The following is an 18,421-nucleotide window of genomic DNA, read 5'->3' as shown; positions in this document are numbered from 1 at the left end:
GGCCCGGCCCCGTCAGTTCTCTCACTGGTCGAGGTGCTGTTCGCTGCCGGCGGCACCGAGCGCCTGTTCGTAGGCGCGCACGCTGGCGGGGCTGAAGAGCCCGAAGAGGCACAGCACCGCCGGCAGGATGGCCCCGACCTGCAGCGCCGTGCCGGCGCCCCACATCGACAGCCCGAACAGCGCCTGGAGCAGCTGCCAGGCCACTGTGGCCGGGCGCGCCCAGCGGCGCATCCGGTGCAGCCCGCGGGCGACGAGCACGAGGCCGGTGGCCATGATGACGAACATGACAGCCAGCCCGAACAGGGAGCTTCGCAGCTCAGCCCCGGCGGCACCGCCGGTGCGCACGAAGAACACCGCAGCCACGACGAGCACGACCGCTTCGAGCACGACCATCGCGATGGCCAGCCACAGCGTCCACGGGCGGGTGGCCATCGGAGTGCCCGGGGTCAGCGGGCTGCCGGCTGCGCCTGCGGTCTGGTCGGCAGACGGGGCCGGCGCGGTATCGGACGGGTGGATGTGAACGGAGTCGTCTCCCCCGGCGCTGCGTTTGCGTCGCTTACCGCTCATGGAATCACAGATCCAGACGCTCGAAGCCTGGGATCACGAGGTCATCGAGGAACCGGTTGCGCGCATCGTGGGGCAGGAACGCCGCGCCCAGGGCGTTGACGGTCGCCCATTCGAGGTCCGGCTGCTGCCAGCCGGCGCGGTCGACGAGCAGGCGCATCTCACGGGTCATCGAGGTCGCCGACATCAGACGGTTGTCCGGGTTGACGGTGATCGCGTAGCCGAGCTCCTTGAACCGGGTGATCGGGTGGTCCTCGATCGAGGTCGCCGCCCCGGTCTGCAGATTCGACGACGGGCACAGCTCCAGGGGCACCTGGTGGTCGAGGATCCAGGCCGAGAGCCGGCCGAGGCTGCCGCCTCCGTTCTCACCGGTGAACTGCATGTCCTCGATGAGCCGGACGCCGTGGCCGACGCGCTGGGCGTGGCAGATCTGCACCGCGGCGTGGATGCTCTCCACCCCGGCGGCTTCGCCTGCGTGGATGGTGACCGGGAAGCACTCGCGGTGCAAAAGCTCGAAGGCGGCGAGGTGGTCGGCCGGGGGGAAGCCGTCCTCGGCGCCGGCGATGTCGAAACCGACGACGCCTCGGTCGCGGTGGCGCAGGGCGAGTTCGGCGACAGCCAGGCTGTTGTCAGCGTGCCGCATGGCGGTGATGATCTGGCCGGTGCGGATGAAGCGGCCGTTCTCAGCAGCGATCGCATCGGCTTCGTCGAGTCCGCGCTGGACGGCCTCGACGGCCTCGTCCATCGACAGTCCCTGCTGCACATGCTGTTCGGGCGCCCAGCGGGCCTCGGCGTAGAAGACACCGTCGGCGACCTGGTCGAGCGCCCATTCACGTGCCACCCGGGTCAGGCCCTCGGCGGTCTGCATGACAGCAATGGTGTGGTCGAAGGTCTCCAGGTAGCGCGGCAGGTCACCGGAGTTCGCGGACTCGGAGAACCAGCGGCGCAGCGCCTCGGCATCGGTGGCCGGCAGCTCATGGCCGATCTCGGCAGCGAGGTCGATGATCGTCTGCGGGCGCAGGCCGCCGTCTAGGTGGTCGTGCAACGACACTTTCGGCAGCTCGAGGATAGGGTCATCTGGGTCGACTCCGAAGGGAGTCTCAAAGAGTTTGGAATCCACGTCCCTCAGCTTACGGCATGGTCTGCAGCGGCGAGCATGGTCTGCAGCGGCGAGCACGGCCTGCACCGGCGAGCACGGCGACGCGTCTGCCGGCAGGCGGGTCAGGGCAGTTCGATCTCCCCGGAGCGGATCCGCTCCTGCACGTCTGTCACCTCGCGGCCGACACCGGCCACCCCGGACAGAGGCACATCGGAGGCGACCATCGTGATGCCGCCGTTCTCGATCGTGCCGCGGTAGCTGCGGGAGCGCACAAGCAGGTCGCCGATCGGTTCGGGCTGCTGGCCTGCCGGTTCGAGTTCACCGGCGAAGCCGGTCTGCGGCCAGCCTTCGATGGTGGTCTGGAAGCCGGCGGCGATGTTGGGCACGATCGAGGCGATGACGTAGCGGCCGACCCGCCCGAGGGTCTCCGAACCGTCAGCGCCGTACCACACGAGGGTGCGCTCGGGTTCGTCTGCGGGCACCTCGGTGGGCTCGTCTGCCGGCGCGTCCTCCGCCCCGGGCCCGGTGGTCTGTACGGCCGGCGGGAAGTAGTGCTCCTGGAACCAGGTGAGCGAACCGCTGGCCGCGCCCGAGGCGAAGGGCACGATGACATCAGCATCGGCCTCGATCGCCTCGGCTGTGATCTCGAACCCGGCGGCGGTCGTGTCGGAGACGGTGCGGCCCTCGATCTGGCCGGCGCGGTGGCTGCGCACGCGCTCGTCGTCTGCTGCGTCGGTGTCCTCGTTGAACAGCTCGACGCCGGCGTCGAAGGCGGTGAGCAGTCCGCGGTTGTTCTCGAATCCGTAGGAGGAGTAGGCCGAGACGATGCCGGTTTCGGAGCTGGCGGCGGCGATGTAGCCGACGATGAAGGCCGGTTCGAGGAGGTCGAAGTCGACGGTGATGACATTGTCGGGGAAGTCCTGACCGCCGGCTCCGGCACCGGCGGTGGCCACGGCCATCCACGCCTGGTCGGGGTGGCCGGCGGCGACCTCGGCGAGCATCTGCGCCCCGCCGGGGCCGAGCAGAGCGGTGAGCGTGCAGCCACGGTCGGCGTAGTCCTCCAGCGCCCGACGCGTGTCGTCGAGCGAGTCGACGCGCTGGGTAGACGTCGAACCGAGGAAGTCGGAGCGCTGGGCGTTGGACACCTCACCGAAGCTCAGCTGCCCGATCGAGCGGTCGTCGAAGCCAGCCGGTGAGGAGACCATGCAGCCGCTGGTGAGCAGCGGCTCGGCCGGCTCTTCGGCTCCGCACCCTGTCAGCAGCACCAGTCCAGGCACGATGAGGGCCGTGGTGAGGGCTGCGGCAGGTTTCAGGACCACGGGACTCCCAGGGCTCGAAGCGCCATCGCGGTGTAGACGCGGACGCTCATCTCCAGTGCGCGTTCGTCGACGAGGTAGTCGCCTTGGTGGATATCGTACGTAATCCCGCCCGGGGTGCGGGTGCCCACGCGCACGAGGGCGCCGGGGCAGTTCGTCAGATACCAGGCGAAATCCTCCCCGCCCATCGACTGCGGGGTCAGCTGCACGCTGCCGGGACCGAGCTCATCGCGCACGGCGGCCTCGAGCAGGGAGACCTCCTCTTCGGTGTTGACGACCGGCGGCACACCTCGGCGGTGCTCCAACTCGACGTCGACGCCGTAGGGTCCGGTCACGCGTTCGACGAGATCGGGCAGCACCTCGGCGACCTGGTTCCAGCCGTCGACGTCGAGACAGCGCAGAGTGCCCTGGAGGAACCCGTCGGCCGGCACGACGTTGGGGGCGTGGCCTGCACGGATCTCGCCCCAGACCAGGGAGATCGCGTGGCGGGGGTCGATGAGGCGCGAGAGCGTGGCCGGCAGGTCGGTGGTGAGCTTGCCGAGGGCGTAGACGAGGTCCTCGGTCAGGTGCGGGCGCGAGGTGTGGCCGCCGTGGCCGGCGAGCCGGATGATGACGGTGTCGCCGGCGGCGGTGATCGGGCCGATGCGGGAGCCGACCCTGCCGACGTCGACGTTGGGGTCGCAGTGGATGGCGAAGACGCGCGGCACATCGGCAAGCACACCCTGGCTGATGACCTTCAGCGCACCGCCGGGGGTGACCTCCTCAGCCGGCTGGAAGATCATCCGGATGCGCCCGCCGAGCCCGCCGGGCAGCTCCTTGTGGATGGTGCTCAGCACCCGACCGGCCCCGGCCAGCGCGCTGAGGTGGATGTCGTGGCCGCAGGCATGGGCGACACCGGGCGCCGTCGAGGCGAACTCGGTGCCGGTCAGGTCGTCGAGCGACAGCGCGTCGATGTCGGCGCGCAGCGCGGCGACGAGCGGACCCTCACCCACTTCGCAGACCACGCCGGTGCCCTCCAGGGCCTGCGGGACGAGGTCGGCGTTGCGCAGAAACCCGAGGATCTTCGCCGTCGTCCGGAACTCCTGGTAGGACAGCTCAGGGTGGGCGTGGATGTCACGCCGGAACTCCAGCAGCTCATCGTAGAAAGGCGCAAGGTGGCTTTGGATCACAGCGTAACAGTCTAGTCAGCCGACCTGCGACGATCCTGGGTGCATGTCCCAAAACTTCACAATCCGCCCCAGGCGAGCGTGCGCCGGGTGGCTGGCCGCCGCGGGCGCGGGTTCACAGCAGGTCCTGCCGGCCCATCTCCCCGACCCGGCTGACGGCGGCCTTGACATCCTGGGCGTGGGACCGGGAGGCGACGAGCAGCACATCATCGGTGTCGACCACGACGACGTCGTCGAGCCCGACGAGGGCGACGAGCCGGTCGGTGCTGGAGAAGACCACGCCCGAGGTGTCGACGTCGACGATCTGGCACTCCTCGCCGATCGCGTAGACGGCCGAGGATTCGCCGGGCACCGGCTGGCGCAGCTTGGCCACCGAGTCGAAGTCCCCGACGTCGTCCCAGCCGAAGTCGCCGGGCACGACGATGACGCGCCCGGCTTCGGCGGCCGGTTCGGCGACGACGTAGTCGATGGCGCGCTTCTCCAAGCCCGGCCACACCTCAGCCAGCTTCTGCTCGCGGGCCTGCTCATCGTGCCAGACGTCGGCGACTGAGCGCAGCGCGGCGAAGAGTTCAGGGGCCTGTTCGGCCAGCACGCCGAGCAGCGCCTCGGTGGTGGCGATGAACATACCGGCGTTCCAGCGATAGGAGCCGGAGTAGACATAGGTGCGGGCGACCGAGGCGGCAGGCTTCTCGACGAATGCGGCGGCCCGGCGGGCGGCGTAGGCGCCGGGGAGCCCGAGGTGGGAGCCGGTCTTGATGTATCCGTAGGCGGTGGCCGGGTAGGTGGGGGTGATGCCGATGGTGACGATGTCGCCGGTCTGCTCGGCAGCGGTGACCGCCTGGTCGATGACGTCGTGGAATTCCGCGACGTTGGTGATCGAGTGGTCAGCGGAGAAGGAGCCGATGATCGCCTGCGGGTCAGTGTCCTGGATGAGCATCGCAGCCAGGCCGATCGCAGCAGCGGAGTCCTTGGGCGAGGGTTCGGTGATGATGCGGTCACGGCGCAGCTGCGGGAGCTGATCGGCCACGGCATGTGCGTGGCTGGTGCCGGTGACGACCCAGGTGCGGTCGGCGTCGATGAGCGGGATGACACGATCCCAGGTCGACTGCAGCAGGCTGCGGCCGAGGCCGAGGACGTCGTGGAGGAACTTCGGGGTGGCCTCCCGTGAGACCGGCCACAGCCGGGTGCCGGAGCCGCCGGCCGGAATCACTGCGTGGAAGTGCGGATTCATCGCGTCTCATCCTCCGTCTCAGACTGCATCTCTGGCTTGACTGCGGCGTCGGCGGCGTCTTCGGCACACCCCGCACCTGCCGGCCACGATACCGCCTCTCCTGCTCAGCGCATGCACCGGCGCTCAGGGTGCCGCAGCGGATGCGAACCTAGACCCATCGCTCACCCGCGCACGTTTACGGCACACAGGTATGCCCTAAATGCCGGGTGAGATCTTGTGTCCGTTTGCTGGACGCCTCTTTGAGGGGATTCACATCGAATCGGCAACAATGCCGTCGGGCAGATTGGCGATTCTTCCCAGTTCGGCGTAATTTCAAGAGGTACACATCTGTTCGCATTTCACTTGGAGGATGCCCCGTGGCCAATGCGTCAACGGGCACTCTGTACCGCGGAAATGAAGGAATGTGGTCTTGGGTTGCGCATCGCGTGACCGGCGTCGGCATCTTCTTCTTCCTGCTCGTACACGTGCTCGACACAGCTCTTGTCCGTGTCTCGCCTGAGGCGTATGACGCCGTCATCGCGACGTACAAGACCCCTCTGATGGCCATCGGCGAAATCGGCTTGGTCGCAGCCATTGTGTTCCACGCCTTCAACGGCCTGCGCATCGCCGCTGTCGACTTCTGGTCCGGCGGCCCGAAGAACCAGAAGAAGCTGTTCTGGGCAGTCATCATCGGCTGGGTCATCATGATGGCCGCGTTCCTGCCCCGACACCTGATGCACACGTTCGGAGGCTGAGGAACATGACGTCGACCATTCCCGCACCGCGCACCGGCTACGACCGGCACAAGTCCACGCGCTCGCGCTTCGAACTCTGGGCCTGGCTGTTCATGCGCCTCTCCGGCGTCGTGCTCATCGTGCTCATCTTCGGCCACCTGTTCGTCAACCTGTGGCAGGGCGAGGGCGTCCAGGGCCTTGACTTCGGCTTCGTCGCCGGCAAGTGGGCCAGCCCGTTCTGGCAGATCTGGGATCTGCTCATGCTGTGGCTGGCCATGCTGCACGGCACCAACGGCATGCGCACGATCATCAGCGACTACGCAGAGAAGCCGCGCACCCGCATGGCGCTGCTGCTGACGCTCTACATCGCCTCGGCGGTCATCATCGTGCTCGGCACGCTCGTGATCTTCACGTTCGATCCGTGCCCGGTCGGAGCCGATCCGTCGCTCATCCCTGACTTCTGCTCACGGTGATCGCGCTTCTCTCACTCGTCCCAACGGCTCTTTCCGGCCAAGGAGAATTGGATTTCTATGCAGGTACATGACTACGACGTGGTGATCGTCGGCGCCGGCGGCGCTGGCATGCGCGCTGCCATCGAAGCCGGCCAGCGCGCACGCACCGCCGTGCTGACCAAGATCTACCCGACCCGCTCCCACACCGGCGCAGCACAGGGCGGCATGTGCGCCGCGCTGGCCAACGTCGAGGAGGACAACTGGGAGTGGCACACCTTCGACACCATCAAGGGCGGCGACTACCTCGTCGACCAGGATGCTGCCGAGGTGATGGCCAAGGAGGCCATCGACGCTGTCCTCGACCTGGAGAAGATGGGCCTGCCCTTCAACCGCACCCCGGAGGGCAAGATCGACCAGCGCCGCTTCGGCGGCCACACCCGCGATCACGGCAAGGCCCCGGTCCGCCGTGCTTGCTACGCCGCAGACCGCACCGGCCACATGATCCTCCAGACGCTGTACCAGAACTGCGTCAAGCACGGCGTCGAGTTCTACAACGAGTTCTACGTCCTCGACCTCATCATGACCGAGGTCGACGGCGTGCGCCGCCCGGCCGGAGTGGTGTCCTACGAGCTGGCCACCGGTGAGATCCACGTCTTCCGCGCCAAGGCCGTCGTATTCGCCTCCGGCGGGTTCGGCAAGATCTTCAAGACCACCTCGAACGCCCACACGCTGACCGGTGACGGCGTCGCGGTCGCCTACAACAACGGCATCCCGCTGGAGGACATGGAGTTCTTCCAGTTCCACCCGACCGGCCTGGCAGGCCTCGGCATCCTGCTCTCCGAGGCTGCCCGCGGTGAGGGAGCGGTGCTGCGCAACGCCGACGGTGAGCGCTTCATGGAGCGCTACGCCCCAACCATCAAGGACCTCGCACCGCGTGACATCGTCGCCCGGTCGATGGCCAACGAGGTGCGTGAGGGCCGCGGCTGCGGACCGAACAAGGACTACGTGCTGCTCGACCTCACCCACCTGGAGCCAGCCCACATCGACGCGAAGCTGCCGGACATCACCGAGTTCGCCCGCACCTACCTCGGTGTGGAGCCCTACACTGAGCCGGTGCCGGTGTTCCCGACCGCGCACTATGCGATGGGCGGCATCCCGACCAACGTCAAGTCTGAGGTGCTGGCCAACAACACCGACATCGTCCCCGGCCTCTACGCCGCCGGTGAGACCGCCTGCGTCTCCGTGCACGGCTCGAACCGCTTGGGCACCAACTCGCTGCTCGACATCAACGTCTTCGGCAAGCGCGCCGGCATCGCCGCTGCGGAGTACGCCAAGACCGCCGAGCTGCCTGAGCTGCCGGAGGGTGCCGCTGACCGCACCGTCGAGCTCGTCGATTCGATGCGCGCGTCGAACGGCACCGAGCTCGTTGGTTCGATCCGCAAGGACCTGCAGGAGATCATGGACGCCAAGGTCCAGGTCTTCCGCACCGATGAGACTCTGCGCGAGGCCCTCGACGAGATCGCCCGGCTGCGCGAGCGCTACCGCAACGTCGGCATCCACGACCGCGGCAAGCGCTTCAACCTCGACCTCCTCGAAGCGATCGAGCTGGGCTTCCTGCTCGAGATCGCCGAGGTCGTCACGGTGGCAGCCATCCACCGCAAGGAATCCCGCGGCGGTCACTTCCGCGAGGACTTCCCCGACCGCGATGACGAGAACTTCATGCACCACACGATGACCTACCTCGACCCGGACAGCGAGTCCGAGGGCATCAAGGGCATGCGCCTGGAGACCAAGCCGGTCGTCGTCACCCGATACCAGCCGATGGAGCGTAAGTACTGATGAGCGAGAATCAGAACACTGCAGAGCCTGCATCCAAGGTCGATCTCCCCGACCACCTCGGCGGTGGCGGCGGCGAGATCCCGTCATTCGACTGCACCTTCCAGATCGCACGCTTCGACCCCGAGAAGGACGAGGCCCCGCACTGGGAGGAGTACAAAGTCACGATGTACGGGACCGACCGTGTGCTCGACGCCCTGCACAAGATCAAGTGGGAGATCGATGGTTCGCTGTCCTTCCGCCGCTCGTGTGCGCACGGCGTGTGCGGTTCGGACGCGGTGCGGATCAACGGCCGCAACCGCCTGGCCTGCAAGACCCTGCTGAAGGACCTCGACACGAGCAAGACGATCACCGTCGAGGCGATCAAGGGCCTGCCGCTGGAGAAGGACCTCATCGTCGACATGGAGCCGTTCTTCCAGTCGTACCGTGAGATCATGCCCTTCCTCGTCACCTCGGGTCACGAACCGACGCGTGAGCGTCTGCAGTCGATCGAGGATCGTGAGCGCTTCGACGACACCACCAAGTGCATCCTGTGCGCGGCGTGCACCACCTCGTGCCCGGTGTTCTGGACCGACGGCCAGTACTTCGGGCCGGCCTCGATCGTCAACGCCCACCGCTTCATCTTCGACTCCCGCGATGAGGGCGGCGACATGCGCCTGGAGGTGCTCAACGACAAGGAGGGCGTGTGGCGCTGCCGCACCACCTTCAACTGCACCGAAGCCTGCCCGCGCGGCATCGAGGTGACCAAGGCGATCGCCGAGGTCAAGCAGGCGCTGCTCCAGCGCGCCTTCTGACCCACCGCACACTTCAGGCCCCGTCCCGCATCTTCGCGGCACGGGGCCTGAGTGCTTTCATCGCCGGTCCCTGCCCGCCGGCGCCGAGGCGGTGGCCGGCGGCGACGTCGAGGCGGTGGCCGGCGACGTCCGGTGGTCTCAGCTGGCATGGTTAGACTTACGAGCTGTGAAGCAATCGACTCGCCCCACGCAGCCCAGGCGTGCGCGCCTGGGCGCCCGCCTCGGCGCCGGCCTTGCCGCTGCAGCCGTCGCTGCTGGCAGCGCGCTCGCACCGTCTGCCGCGCTGGCCTCCCCCAGCTCGCTGGCCTCGGCCACCCCGCTTACCTCACCTTCTGCTCTGGCCTCTCCGTCCGCTGCAGCTGATGTCGTGGCCGAGCCGGAGGCCTCGCCGACGGAGACGTTGTACGAACGCGCACGCATCGACGACGGCGCTCCGGCACCACAGCCGAAAGCGTCCGCGTGGGTGGTCGGCGACCTCGACTCCGGCGAGGTGTTCACCTCCCAGGAGATGGACCGGCAGCTCGCTCCTGCCTCGGTCATCAAGCTGCTGACTGCGCTGGCGCTTGTCGATGTGCTCGATGACCCGGAGCAGAAGTACGAGGCGGTCTTCGACGATATGGCCGTCGACGGCACCAAAGTGGGACTCGTGCAGAAGAACGAGTACACCATCGACCAGCTCTTCCACGCGATGCTCATGTCGAGTGCCAACGATGCCGCCCACGCCCTGGGCAATGCCGCCGGTGGGCAGGACAGGGCCGTTGAGCTCATGGAGGCCAAGGCCGAGGAGCTCGGGCTGACCGGCACGGTGCCGAAGAACACCTCAGGCCTGGACGCCGACGGCCAGGTCACGACAGTGCGCGACCAGCTCATCATCGCCAGGGCGATGCTGGACAACGACTACCTCATGAAGATCGTACAGACGACCGAGTACAGGATGCCCGGGGGCGTGAACCCGGAGACGAAGGAGAAGTTCAAAGGCTATCCGATCCAGGATCACACGAAGATCGTCGGGCGCGTCGACGGCGGGCTCGGCCTCAAGAACGGCTACACCGTCAAGTCCAAGGGCAGCTTCGTCGCCGTAGCCGAACGGGACGGCAAGACCTATGCGGCGGCGATCCTGCATTCGGACAACAGCACCCGGCAGGCGGCCATCGATCTGCTCGACTGGTCGTTCGCGCAGTCGGACCTGCCGGTCCAGACGACCATCGAGCTGACCCCGGAGCCCAGCGCTGAGCCGAGCCCGGAACCCGCCGCACCCACACATGAGGAGACCGCGGCAGCAGAGGCGCAGGAGCCGGCCAGTCCGCTGAGCTCCCCGCTCGTCCTCATCGCCGCAGCCGCGGCAGTGCTCGCCGCCGGTGGCATCACGTTCACGACCCTGCGGCGGCACGATGAGCGACGCCGGGCCACAGCCGCCTCAGAGTGAGGAACAGCTCAGACTGAGAGACGGCTCAGAGTGAGGAGAAGATGCCGCGCTCGGTGAGCTTCGAGGCAAGCCCGGCACCATCGGGGGCGTAGATCCAGGGCACACCCTGGCCACGGCCGGAGCTCTTCGAACGACCACCGGCCCACACCGCCTCACCGACGGTCAGCTGCCGGATCGCCACCGCGACGACATTGTCCGGATGGTTTTCGACGAACTCGCCGTAGATCTCCTCGTCGTGCTGCCCGTCATCACCGATGAGCAGCCACTTGACCTGTGGGAATTCGCGGGCCAGGCGCTCGAGGGTGGCGCGCTTGTGATCCTGTCCGGAGCGGAACGCGCGGGTGGCTGTCGGCCCCCAGTCGGTCAGCAGCAGCGGACCGACCGGGTACATGTTCCGGGTGAGGAACCGTTTGAGCGTCGGGGCAACGTTCCACGGCCCGGTGGACAGGTAGAGCATCGGTGAGTTCGGGCGCAGATAGGTCAGCCGGTCGTAGAGCACCGACATCCCGGCCACCGGCGAGCGAGCGTGCTCGTCGAGGACGAAGGTGTTCCAGGCCGCGAGGAAGGGACGCGGCAGTGCGGTGACCATGACGGTGTCGTCGATGTCGGAGACGATCCCGAAGCCCTGCTCCTGACCGATGATGCGCACATTGGCGGTGTCGACGAGCGAGTCATCGGTCCACAGCTCGATCTCGACGTTGCCGGGCTCGAAGTCACCGGGGATGATCGCGTCGACGATGCCGCCTCGATCGGCGGTGACCATGTGCTCAGCGCCGTTGACGCGCACCCAGGCGTGGTCATCGGACAGCGGCACATTGACGAACGACCGCCAGCCGCGGATCGAGGCCTGCGTATCGGCTGCCGGCTGGCCGGTCTTGGTCAGCACGACGCGGGCGAGGACGCGGATGAAGTTCTCGCTGCCGTAGGAGTCGTAGGCGATGACGGTGCGGTGCCAGCCGCGCTTCGTCGCCTTCTCCCGTGCCCAGGTGTGGTAGCGGTCTTCGAGGCGGGCGGCGGTGTGCAGCATCTCGGGGGCGAGATTGCGCGGTGCAGTCTTCTTCTTCACATCTGCCATTCTTCCCGCTCAGCTGAGCAGATGCCACCCGCCTGGCGCACCGTTCCCGAGGCGGTGGCCGGGTTACGGACCGAAGGGCACATTGTCGAACAGCTGCCATTCCTCATCGGCGGTGTGGAAGTACACGCCGAAGCCGTGGGCCATGAATGACACGTCGTAGTCGGCCGATTCCCGGTAGGCCCGTTCGAGGACCTCCTCGTCGAGTTCCTGGGCGATGGTGACGTGCGGGTGGTACGGAAATGCCAGCTGCTGATTCAGCACTCCGTGGCGCAGCGCCTCGGAGAGCTGCTGGCATTCGGAGATGCCGCGGGCGACGGTGATGAACACGACCGGCGATGTCGGCATGAATGTCCCGGTCCCCCGCAGCTGCAGCGTGAACGGCGAGGTTGTGTTCGCGACGCTGCGGATGTGCTCGCGCACGATCGGCCACGCGGTGGCCGGGATCTCCATCGGCGGGATGAGCGTGATGTGAGCCGGGACGCTCGTGCCACGGGCATCGCCGAGTGAGGCCCGCAGCGACTGCAGCTGGGAGCCGTAGGGCTCGGGCATGTCGAGGGTCACCCCGATCGAGACCATCCCGGTGCCGTCGTCCGGCGGCAGTTCGGGGACGCCCGGTGGGGTTCCCCACGCCGGCCCGAGGCCCGGCTCGTGGGGACGGGGCACCCGGCCCGGTGACTCAGCGGCGGAGGAACCCGATGCGGTCATACACGTCCTTGATCGTCTGCTCGGCAATCGCCTGGGCGGCATCGGCACCGATCGCCAGCAGCCGCTCGAGCTCGGCCGGGTCATCGAGCAGCTCACTGGTGCGTTCGCGCACCAGTGAGAGCGTCTCGACGGCGAGGTCTGCGAGGGCGACCTTGAGGTGGCCATACATCTTGCCGTCGAACTCGGTCACGATCGCATCGATCGGCTGTCCGGAGAGCGAGGAGTAGATCGTCAGCAGGTTCGACACACCCGGCTTGCGATCGGGGTCGTAGGCGATGACGGTGTCGTTGTCGGTGACGGCGGACTTGAACTTCTTCGCCAGCACCTTGGGCTCATCGAGGATGTTGATGAGACCGGCCGGAGAGGTCGCCGACTTCGACATCTTCGCCGTCGGGTCCTGCAGGTCGTAGATCTTGGCCGTCTCCTTCGGAATCCCAGCCTCAGGCACCGTGAAGGTGTGCCCGTAGCGGTGGTTGAAGCGCTCGGCGAGGTTGCGGGTGAGCTCCAGGTGCTGGCGCTGGTCCTCGCCGACCGGGACGACATCGGGGTGGTACATGAGGATGTCGGCGGCCATGAGCGCCGGGTACGTCAGCAGGCCGAGCGAGACGTTCTCGCGCTTGGCCGACTTGTCCTTGAACTGCGTCATCCGCTGCGCCTCGCCCAAACCCGTGGTGCATTCGAGCACCCAGGACAGCTGCGTGTGCTCAGGCACGTGGGACTGCACGAAGATCGTCGACTTCTCCGGGTCGATGCCGGCGGCGAGGAACTGGGCGGCGGTGCGCAGGGTCCGGTCGCGCAGCAGTGCGGGATCCTGCTCGACGGTGATCGCGTGCATGTTCGCGATGAAGAAGAACGCGTCGTGCGTCTCCTGCTGCTCCACGAACTGCTGCAGCGCACCGATGTAGTTGCCCAGGTGGAGGGAGTCGGAGGTGGCCTGGATTCCGGAGAGAGTGCGCAGGCGGGCCTGCGGGTCGTGCGTGGCGGTCATGGATTCCATTGTGCCACTTCCGCACCCCCGGTCTGCGACTCGGCCACCCGACCACCGCCTCGGCGGCGGGCAGGGGTGCAGAACACCCTGGGCTGTCCGCAAAGCGGACATATGCGCAGCTTTGATAACGGTTTGACGGTGGTTCGCGCAGAAGCTGTCGGAGAGTTAGACAAATCACAAAATTGGCTTCACCATGTATTCAAACTCAGGGAACTCACACACTTCTGCCGTGCGCTGTGGCTCCCCGGCCCCAGCCTTTCCATGCTGTGCCGTGCCGGGCGGATGCCGCACGACCAGGCGAATGCCCGCGTTCCCGTGATGCCCCGCCTGACCCGGCGGGGCTCTTGCAGCAGAGCAGAAATGGAGCACGTATGTCGGTTGAATTCGTCAAAACCGATGAGAGTCTGCCTCCAGTCGGCGTGATCGAACGTCCGCGCTGGACTCCGGGCAAGATCGTCCTGTGGGTTGCGATCGCTGCGGTCGCCGCCGTCGGCTGGGTGATGGTCGCGGTGGTGCGCGGCGAGAACCTCTCAGCCAGCTGGTTCGTCGCCGCCGCGGTCGGCAGCTACCTCATCGCCTTCCGCTTCTACGCGAAGTTCATCGAGTGGAAGATCTGCCGCCCCGACCTCAAGCGGGCGACCCCCGCGGAGATCAATGAAAACGGCCGCGACTTCACCCCGACCGACCGCCGCGTCGTGTTCGGCCACCACTTCGCCGCGATCTCCGGTGCCGGCCCGCTCGTCGGCCCGATCCTGGCCACCCAGATGGGCTACCTGCCCGGCACGCTGTGGATCATCCTCGGCGTCATCCTCGCCGGTGCGGTGCAGGACTACATGGTGCTGTACTTCTCGACCCGCCGCAACGGCCGGTCGCTGGGCCAGATGGCCCGTGACGAGCTCGGCTCCGTCGGCGGCTTCATCGCCAGCCTCGGCATCCTGCTCATCATGATCATCCTCATCGCCGTGCTCGGTGTCGTCATCATCAACGCCCTGGCCGAGAGCCCGTGGGGTGTCTTCTCGATCGCGATGACGATCCCGATCGCTGTGTTCATGGGTATCTACATGCGCTACATCCGCCCCGGCAAGGTCATCGAGACCTCTGTCATCGGCATCGCCCTCCTGGTGCTCGCGATCGTCGCCGGCGGCTGGGTCAATGCCAACCCGGCGATGGCTGAGATGTTCCACCTGTCGAAGACGACGCTGGCCTGGTCGCTGATGATCTACGGCTTCTTCGCAGCTGTGCTGCCGGTGTGGGTGCTGCTGGCCCCGCGCGACTACCTGTCGACCTTCATGAAGATCGGCACCATCGTGCTGCTGGCCGTCGGCATCATCATCGTCAACCCGACCGTGCAGATGCCGGCCGTCACCCCGTTCGCCTCGAACTCCGAGGGCCCGGCCTTCGCCGGATCCCTGTTCCCGTTCCTGTTCATCACCATCGCCTGTGGTGCGCTCTCCGGCTTCCACGCACTCGTGTCCTCGGGCACGACGCCGAAGCTTCTGGAGAAGGAATCGCAGGCGCGTCTGGTGGGCTACGGCGGCATGCTCATGGAGTCCTTCGTGGCGATCATGGCGCTCGTCGCCGCGATCTGCCTCGACAAGGGCATCTACTTCGCCATGAACGCAGCCGAGCCGCTGACCGGCGGCACCGCCGAGGGCGCTGCCGACTTCATCAACGCGAACCCATTCATGGAGACGCAGACGACCGCCGCCGAACTCGCCGCCGCCGGCGAGGCCGTCGGCGAGGGTTCGATCGTCTCGCGCACCGGCGGCGCGCCGACCCTGGCGATGGGCATGGCCCATATCCTGCATCAGGTGCCCGGCTTCGGCGGGCAGTCGGCGATGAGCTTCTGGTACCACTTCGCGGTCATGTTCGAAGCGCTGTTCATCCTCACCACCATCGACGCCGGCACCCGTGTCGCCCGCTTCATGTTCTCGGACTGGATGGGCAACTTCTGGCCGAAGTTCCGCGACCCGTCCTGGAACATCGGCGCCTGGGTCTCGACGATCGTCATGGTCGGTGCCTGGGGCTCGATCCTGCTCATGGGTGTCACCGACCCGCTCGGCGGCATCAACACGCTGTTCCCGCTGTTCGGCATCTCCAACCAGCTGCTGGCGGCGATTGCGTTGGCGGTGGTGTTCGCCTTGGTCTGCAAGATCGGCAAGGCACGCTATGCGTGGATCCCCGGGATCCCGCTGGCCTGGGACCTTGCTGTGACGATGACCGCATCGTGGCAGAAGATCTTCTCCTCTGATCCGAAGCTCGGCTACTGGGCGCAGCACTCGGCCTACAAGCAGGCACTCGCCGCCGGTGAGACCTCACTCGGCACCACCGAGGGCGTCGATGCGATGCGCGCAGTCGTGCGCAACACGTTCATCCAGGGCACCCTGTCGATCGTGTTCGCCTCGCTGGTGCTCATGGTCGTCGTCATGACGATCGCGGTGAGCATCAAGTCGATCCGCACCGGCCCGATGGAGACGACGGAGGCGGCGTTCGTGCCGACGAAGCTCTTCGCCCCGGCCGGTCTCATCGCCACGAAGGCCGAGCGCGAGGTCGAGGCCCAGTGGGAGGAGTACCGTCGCGAACATGGTCTCGCTCCGGCTGGTGCTGTCGGCGTCTCCGCGAAGGAGAAGGCCGCGAAGGACCACGGTGCCTCTGGCACCGGTTCCGGCTCGCACGCCGATCCGAAGGAGAAGTGACGATGAGTTCGTTTGCCGCCGCAGTCGCCCGCCCGTTCAAGGCCGTGCACTGGTACCTCAAGGAGGTCATGGGCGAGAACGCCTACGTCCACTACCTTGAGCACTACGAGCGCCGCCACGGCACCCGCGAGGGCGCGATGTGCGAACGCGAATTCTGGCGCGGCCTCATCGACGAGCAGGAGACGAGCCCGAAGGCGCGCTGCTGTTAAGGCAGTGACGTCCCACCCGGCGGCCGCCGGTTCACCTCAGGTGGGCCGGCGGTCGCTGCGTTGGGCCCCGTTCCCGCGGCGGTCGTGGCCGTTCCGGCGGCGGTGGCAACCAATCCCGAGGCGGTGGCAACCAATCCCGAGGCGGTGGCGGTCGGTCCCGAGGCGGTGGCCGGGTGGCCGTCAGTGAGCCTCGCTCAGTATCCCGTCTGTGATCTCCCACGTCCGGGTGCAGCCGATCTCATCGAGGAACTCGACATCGTGGCTGACGACGATGAGCGCGCCCTGGTAGGCGCTCAGCGCCCCGACGAGCACCTCGATGCTCTCCAAGTCGAGATTGTTGGTCGGCTCATCGAGCAGCAGCAGCTGCGGAGCCGGATCGGCCAGCAGCAGCTGGGCGAGCGCGACCCGGAGCCGCTCTCCCCCGGAAAGCTGGCCGACCGGCCGATCGGGCCGGTCCTTCTTCAGCTGCAGACCGGCCAGCTGCGCGCGGACCGTGTGCGGGTCCACATGTGGAACCGCACGCCGGACCGTCTCGAGCACACTGAGCTGCGGGTCGAGGAGGATGCGCTGCGGCAGCAGCCCGGGCTCGGCGATGACGCGCACACCGGGTTCCTCCCTCCTGTGTGCAGCGGTCATGATCCGGTTGAACAGGGTCGTCTTGCCCGCCCCATTCGGCCCGGCAAGTGCGACCCGCTCAGGCCCGCGGATGCTGAGGGTCTGCCCGCCGCTGTCCACCTCGAGGACGGTACGCCCGGCCGACACTGCCGTGTCGGGCAGCTCGATGTCGATGACGACGCGCTGCCGGATTCTCGCCTCCGCTTCGTGCACCTCCTGCCGGGCGGCTGCCTCCCTGTCAGCGTGGGTTCCGGTGAGCTTCGACGCTGACTTCTGCGCCTGCATGGCTCTGTTGCCTGCGGCGATCGGCGGGAGCTTCGCATCCTTGACCGCCTGCTTGGCCGTGCGCTGCCGACGGTCGAGTTTGATCTGCGCCTCGATCCGCTTGCGCTTCTGCTTGCCGAGCTTGCTGCGGGCGGTCACTGCTTCCTGTTCCGCAGCTTCCTGTTCGGCGGCCAGCTGCCGGCGGTAGTCCGCGAAGCTGCCCTCCCACGTCCGCATTGTCGAAGCCTGCAGCTCGCCTGCCGCATCCCTGGTGCCGGTGCCGTAGAGTTCGACGATCCGGTCGACGCCGGCGAGCAGCTGCCGGTCGTGGCTGATGATGAGCAGCGAACCCCGCCAGCTGTCGATGAGACCGCGCACGTGTTCCCGACCGGCGGCATCGAGGTTGTTCGTCGGCTCGTCGAGGATCGCAAGCTCGGGCCGGTGCAGGTGCAGGCTTGCGAGCCCGGCCTTCATCGTTTCACCGCCGGAAAGCGTGCGCATCGGCCGGCCGAGCTCCTCTTCACCCAGCGGAAGACCGGCTGCTGCGAGGGCCTGGCAGGCGCGGGCGGCGATGTCCCAGTCCTGGCCGATGACGTCGAAGTGGGCGACGTCGGCGTCTCCGGTCTCCACCGCTTCGAGCGCGGCGAGCACCTGGTCGATGCCGAGCACTTCGGCGACGGTCTGGTCGCTCAAGGCCAGGTCCTGGGGCAGCACGCCGACGCTGCCGTGGATGTGCACGTGCCCGCAGGTTGGTCTCAGTTCGCCGGTGAGCAGACGGACGAGGGTGGTCTTGCCGGCGCCGTTGGCGCCGATGAGACCGGTGCGCCCGCGGGCGATCGAGCCGGTGAGCCCCGACAGTGCGGCGGTGCCGTCGGGCCAGGTGTAGGTGAGCGAGTCAAGGGTGATGAGTGCGTGTTCCACGCATGCCTCCGCGTGTCGAAATCGAAAGGACGATTCGAGACGCGCACAGGCTCAGCCCGATGATCGATGCAGACAGGTCTGCAGGAGCGCAGGAATCCGCGTGTTGCGGGATCTCCGGCGGGCCTGATCGATCATGTCAGCCGTGCAGCCGTAAACGGTTCGGCTGCCGAGCGCAGGAATGATGCGCGTCTCAGGGGTGAGTGATCGTCGATTTCACGGAAGGTGGTGTGCTCTCTGCCGGAGTGCGCCGATGCTGTCACCATCGGCGAGGTCTCTGCCAGTGTACCCGCAGGCTGCAGGGAGATCGCAATGAGAATCTCGGCTCCGGCCGGCCAGCTCAGGCGGCCTAGG

The 18,421-nt window shown here is 67.3% G+C and carries 16 protein-coding genes; 7 read left to right on the top strand and 9 right to left on the bottom strand.

What is annotated here, in order from left to right; genetic code table 11:
• Positions 1-21 precede the first annotated feature (21 nt).
• The 5 genes from M3B11_RS11195 to M3B11_RS11175 all read right to left on the bottom strand — a co-directional run bounded on the left by M3B11_RS11195 (position 22) and on the right by M3B11_RS11175 (position 5,376).
• Positions 22-567: a hypothetical protein gene (locus M3B11_RS11195; protein ID WP_259877523.1), complete on the bottom strand. Its 546-nt coding sequence runs from the start codon at positions 565-567 to the stop codon at positions 22-24.
• Between the two features lie 4 nt (positions 568-571).
• Positions 572-1,684 carry an adenosine deaminase gene (locus tag M3B11_RS11190; protein WP_259877522.1) on the bottom strand — a complete coding sequence of 371 codons (1,113 nt, stop codon included), beginning with the start codon at positions 1,682-1,684 and terminating at the stop codon, positions 572-574.
• A gap of 101 nt (positions 1,685-1,785) precedes the next feature.
• Positions 1,786-2,982 (bottom strand): BMP family ABC transporter substrate-binding protein, encoded by a 1,197-nt coding sequence (locus M3B11_RS11185; protein ID WP_259877521.1) that lies wholly within the window; start codon positions 2,980-2,982, stop codon positions 1,786-1,788.
• Entirely contained in the window at positions 2,973-4,148 is a 1,176-nt protein-coding gene (locus M3B11_RS11180) for an amidohydrolase (protein WP_259877520.1), read from the bottom strand. The genes M3B11_RS11185 and M3B11_RS11180 overlap by 10 nt, the downstream gene beginning before the upstream one ends.
• A 112-nt stretch (positions 4,149-4,260) precedes the next feature.
• Positions 4,261-5,376 (bottom strand): mannose-1-phosphate guanylyltransferase, encoded by a 1,116-nt coding sequence (locus tag M3B11_RS11175; RefSeq protein ID WP_259877519.1) that lies wholly within the window; start codon positions 5,374-5,376, stop codon positions 4,261-4,263.
• Positions 5,377-5,732: 356 nt separating this feature from the next.
• On the opposite strand from M3B11_RS11175, the gene sdhC reads away from it, so the two are divergent.
• From sdhC to M3B11_RS11150, 5 genes are all read left to right on the top strand, one after another.
• Positions 5,733-6,110, top strand: coding sequence for a succinate dehydrogenase, cytochrome b556 subunit (gene sdhC, locus M3B11_RS11170; RefSeq protein WP_102161584.1), 378 nt, complete (start codon positions 5,733-5,735; stop codon positions 6,108-6,110).
• Between the two features lie 5 nt (positions 6,111-6,115).
• Entirely contained in the window at positions 6,116-6,562 is a 447-nt protein-coding gene (locus M3B11_RS11165) for a succinate dehydrogenase hydrophobic membrane anchor subunit (protein ID WP_102161582.1), read from the top strand.
• Between the two features lie 57 nt (positions 6,563-6,619).
• The gene (gene sdhA / locus M3B11_RS11160) at positions 6,620-8,380 is read left to right on the top strand and encodes a succinate dehydrogenase flavoprotein subunit (protein ID WP_259877518.1); all 1,761 of its coding nucleotides are present in this window, start codon (positions 6,620-6,622) and stop codon (positions 8,378-8,380) included.
• Positions 8,380-9,171 (top strand): succinate dehydrogenase iron-sulfur subunit, encoded by a 792-nt coding sequence (locus M3B11_RS11155; protein WP_259877516.1) that lies wholly within the window; start codon positions 8,380-8,382, stop codon positions 9,169-9,171. Before sdhA ends, M3B11_RS11155 begins: the two co-directional genes overlap by 1 nt.
• 166 nt (positions 9,172-9,337) lie before the next feature.
• On the top strand, positions 9,338-10,597 hold the full coding sequence (locus M3B11_RS11150; RefSeq protein WP_259877515.1) for a D-alanyl-D-alanine carboxypeptidase family protein: 1,260 nt from the start codon (positions 9,338-9,340) through the stop codon (positions 10,595-10,597).
• Between the two features lie 25 nt (positions 10,598-10,622).
• Here M3B11_RS11150 and M3B11_RS11145 read toward each other — a convergent pair whose 3' ends face one another.
• The 3 genes from M3B11_RS11145 to trpS form a co-directional block, all read right to left on the bottom strand.
• The gene (locus M3B11_RS11145; protein WP_259877514.1) at positions 10,623-11,672 is read right to left on the bottom strand and encodes an App1 family protein; all 1,050 of its coding nucleotides are present in this window, start codon (positions 11,670-11,672) and stop codon (positions 10,623-10,625) included.
• A 63-nt stretch (positions 11,673-11,735) separates the two neighbouring features.
• The gene (locus M3B11_RS11140) at positions 11,736-12,377 is read right to left on the bottom strand and encodes a 2'-5' RNA ligase family protein (protein WP_259877513.1); all 642 of its coding nucleotides are present in this window, start codon (positions 12,375-12,377) and stop codon (positions 11,736-11,738) included.
• Positions 12,349-13,365, bottom strand: coding sequence for a tryptophan--tRNA ligase (trpS, locus tag M3B11_RS11135; protein ID WP_259877512.1), 1,017 nt, complete (start codon positions 13,363-13,365; stop codon positions 12,349-12,351). Before trpS ends, M3B11_RS11140 begins: the two co-directional genes overlap by 29 nt.
• 371 nt (positions 13,366-13,736) lie before the next feature.
• On the opposite strand from trpS, the gene M3B11_RS11130 reads away from it, so the two are divergent.
• Both M3B11_RS11130 and M3B11_RS11125 read left to right on the top strand, forming a co-directional pair.
• Entirely contained in the window at positions 13,737-16,061 is a 2,325-nt protein-coding gene (locus M3B11_RS11130; RefSeq protein WP_259877511.1) for a carbon starvation CstA family protein, read from the top strand.
• Between the two features lie 2 nt (positions 16,062-16,063).
• Positions 16,064-16,270, top strand: coding sequence for a YbdD/YjiX family protein (locus M3B11_RS11125; RefSeq protein ID WP_259877510.1), 207 nt, complete (start codon positions 16,064-16,066; stop codon positions 16,268-16,270).
• A gap of 180 nt (positions 16,271-16,450) precedes the next feature.
• Here M3B11_RS11125 and M3B11_RS11120 read toward each other — a convergent pair whose 3' ends face one another.
• A complete protein-coding gene (locus tag M3B11_RS11120; RefSeq protein ID WP_259877509.1) occupies positions 16,451-18,070 on the bottom strand; it encodes an ABC-F family ATP-binding cassette domain-containing protein in 1,620 nt (539 codons plus the stop codon).
• Between the last annotated feature and the right edge of the window lie 351 nt (positions 18,071-18,421).

This window comes from Brevibacterium sp. p3-SID960, assembly GCF_025144725.1.
GTDB lineage: Bacteria > Actinomycetota > Actinomycetes > Actinomycetales > Brevibacteriaceae > Brevibacterium.
Note: the sequence above shows the minus strand (reverse complement) of the source record. Positions and strands in the feature narration are given on the sequence as shown.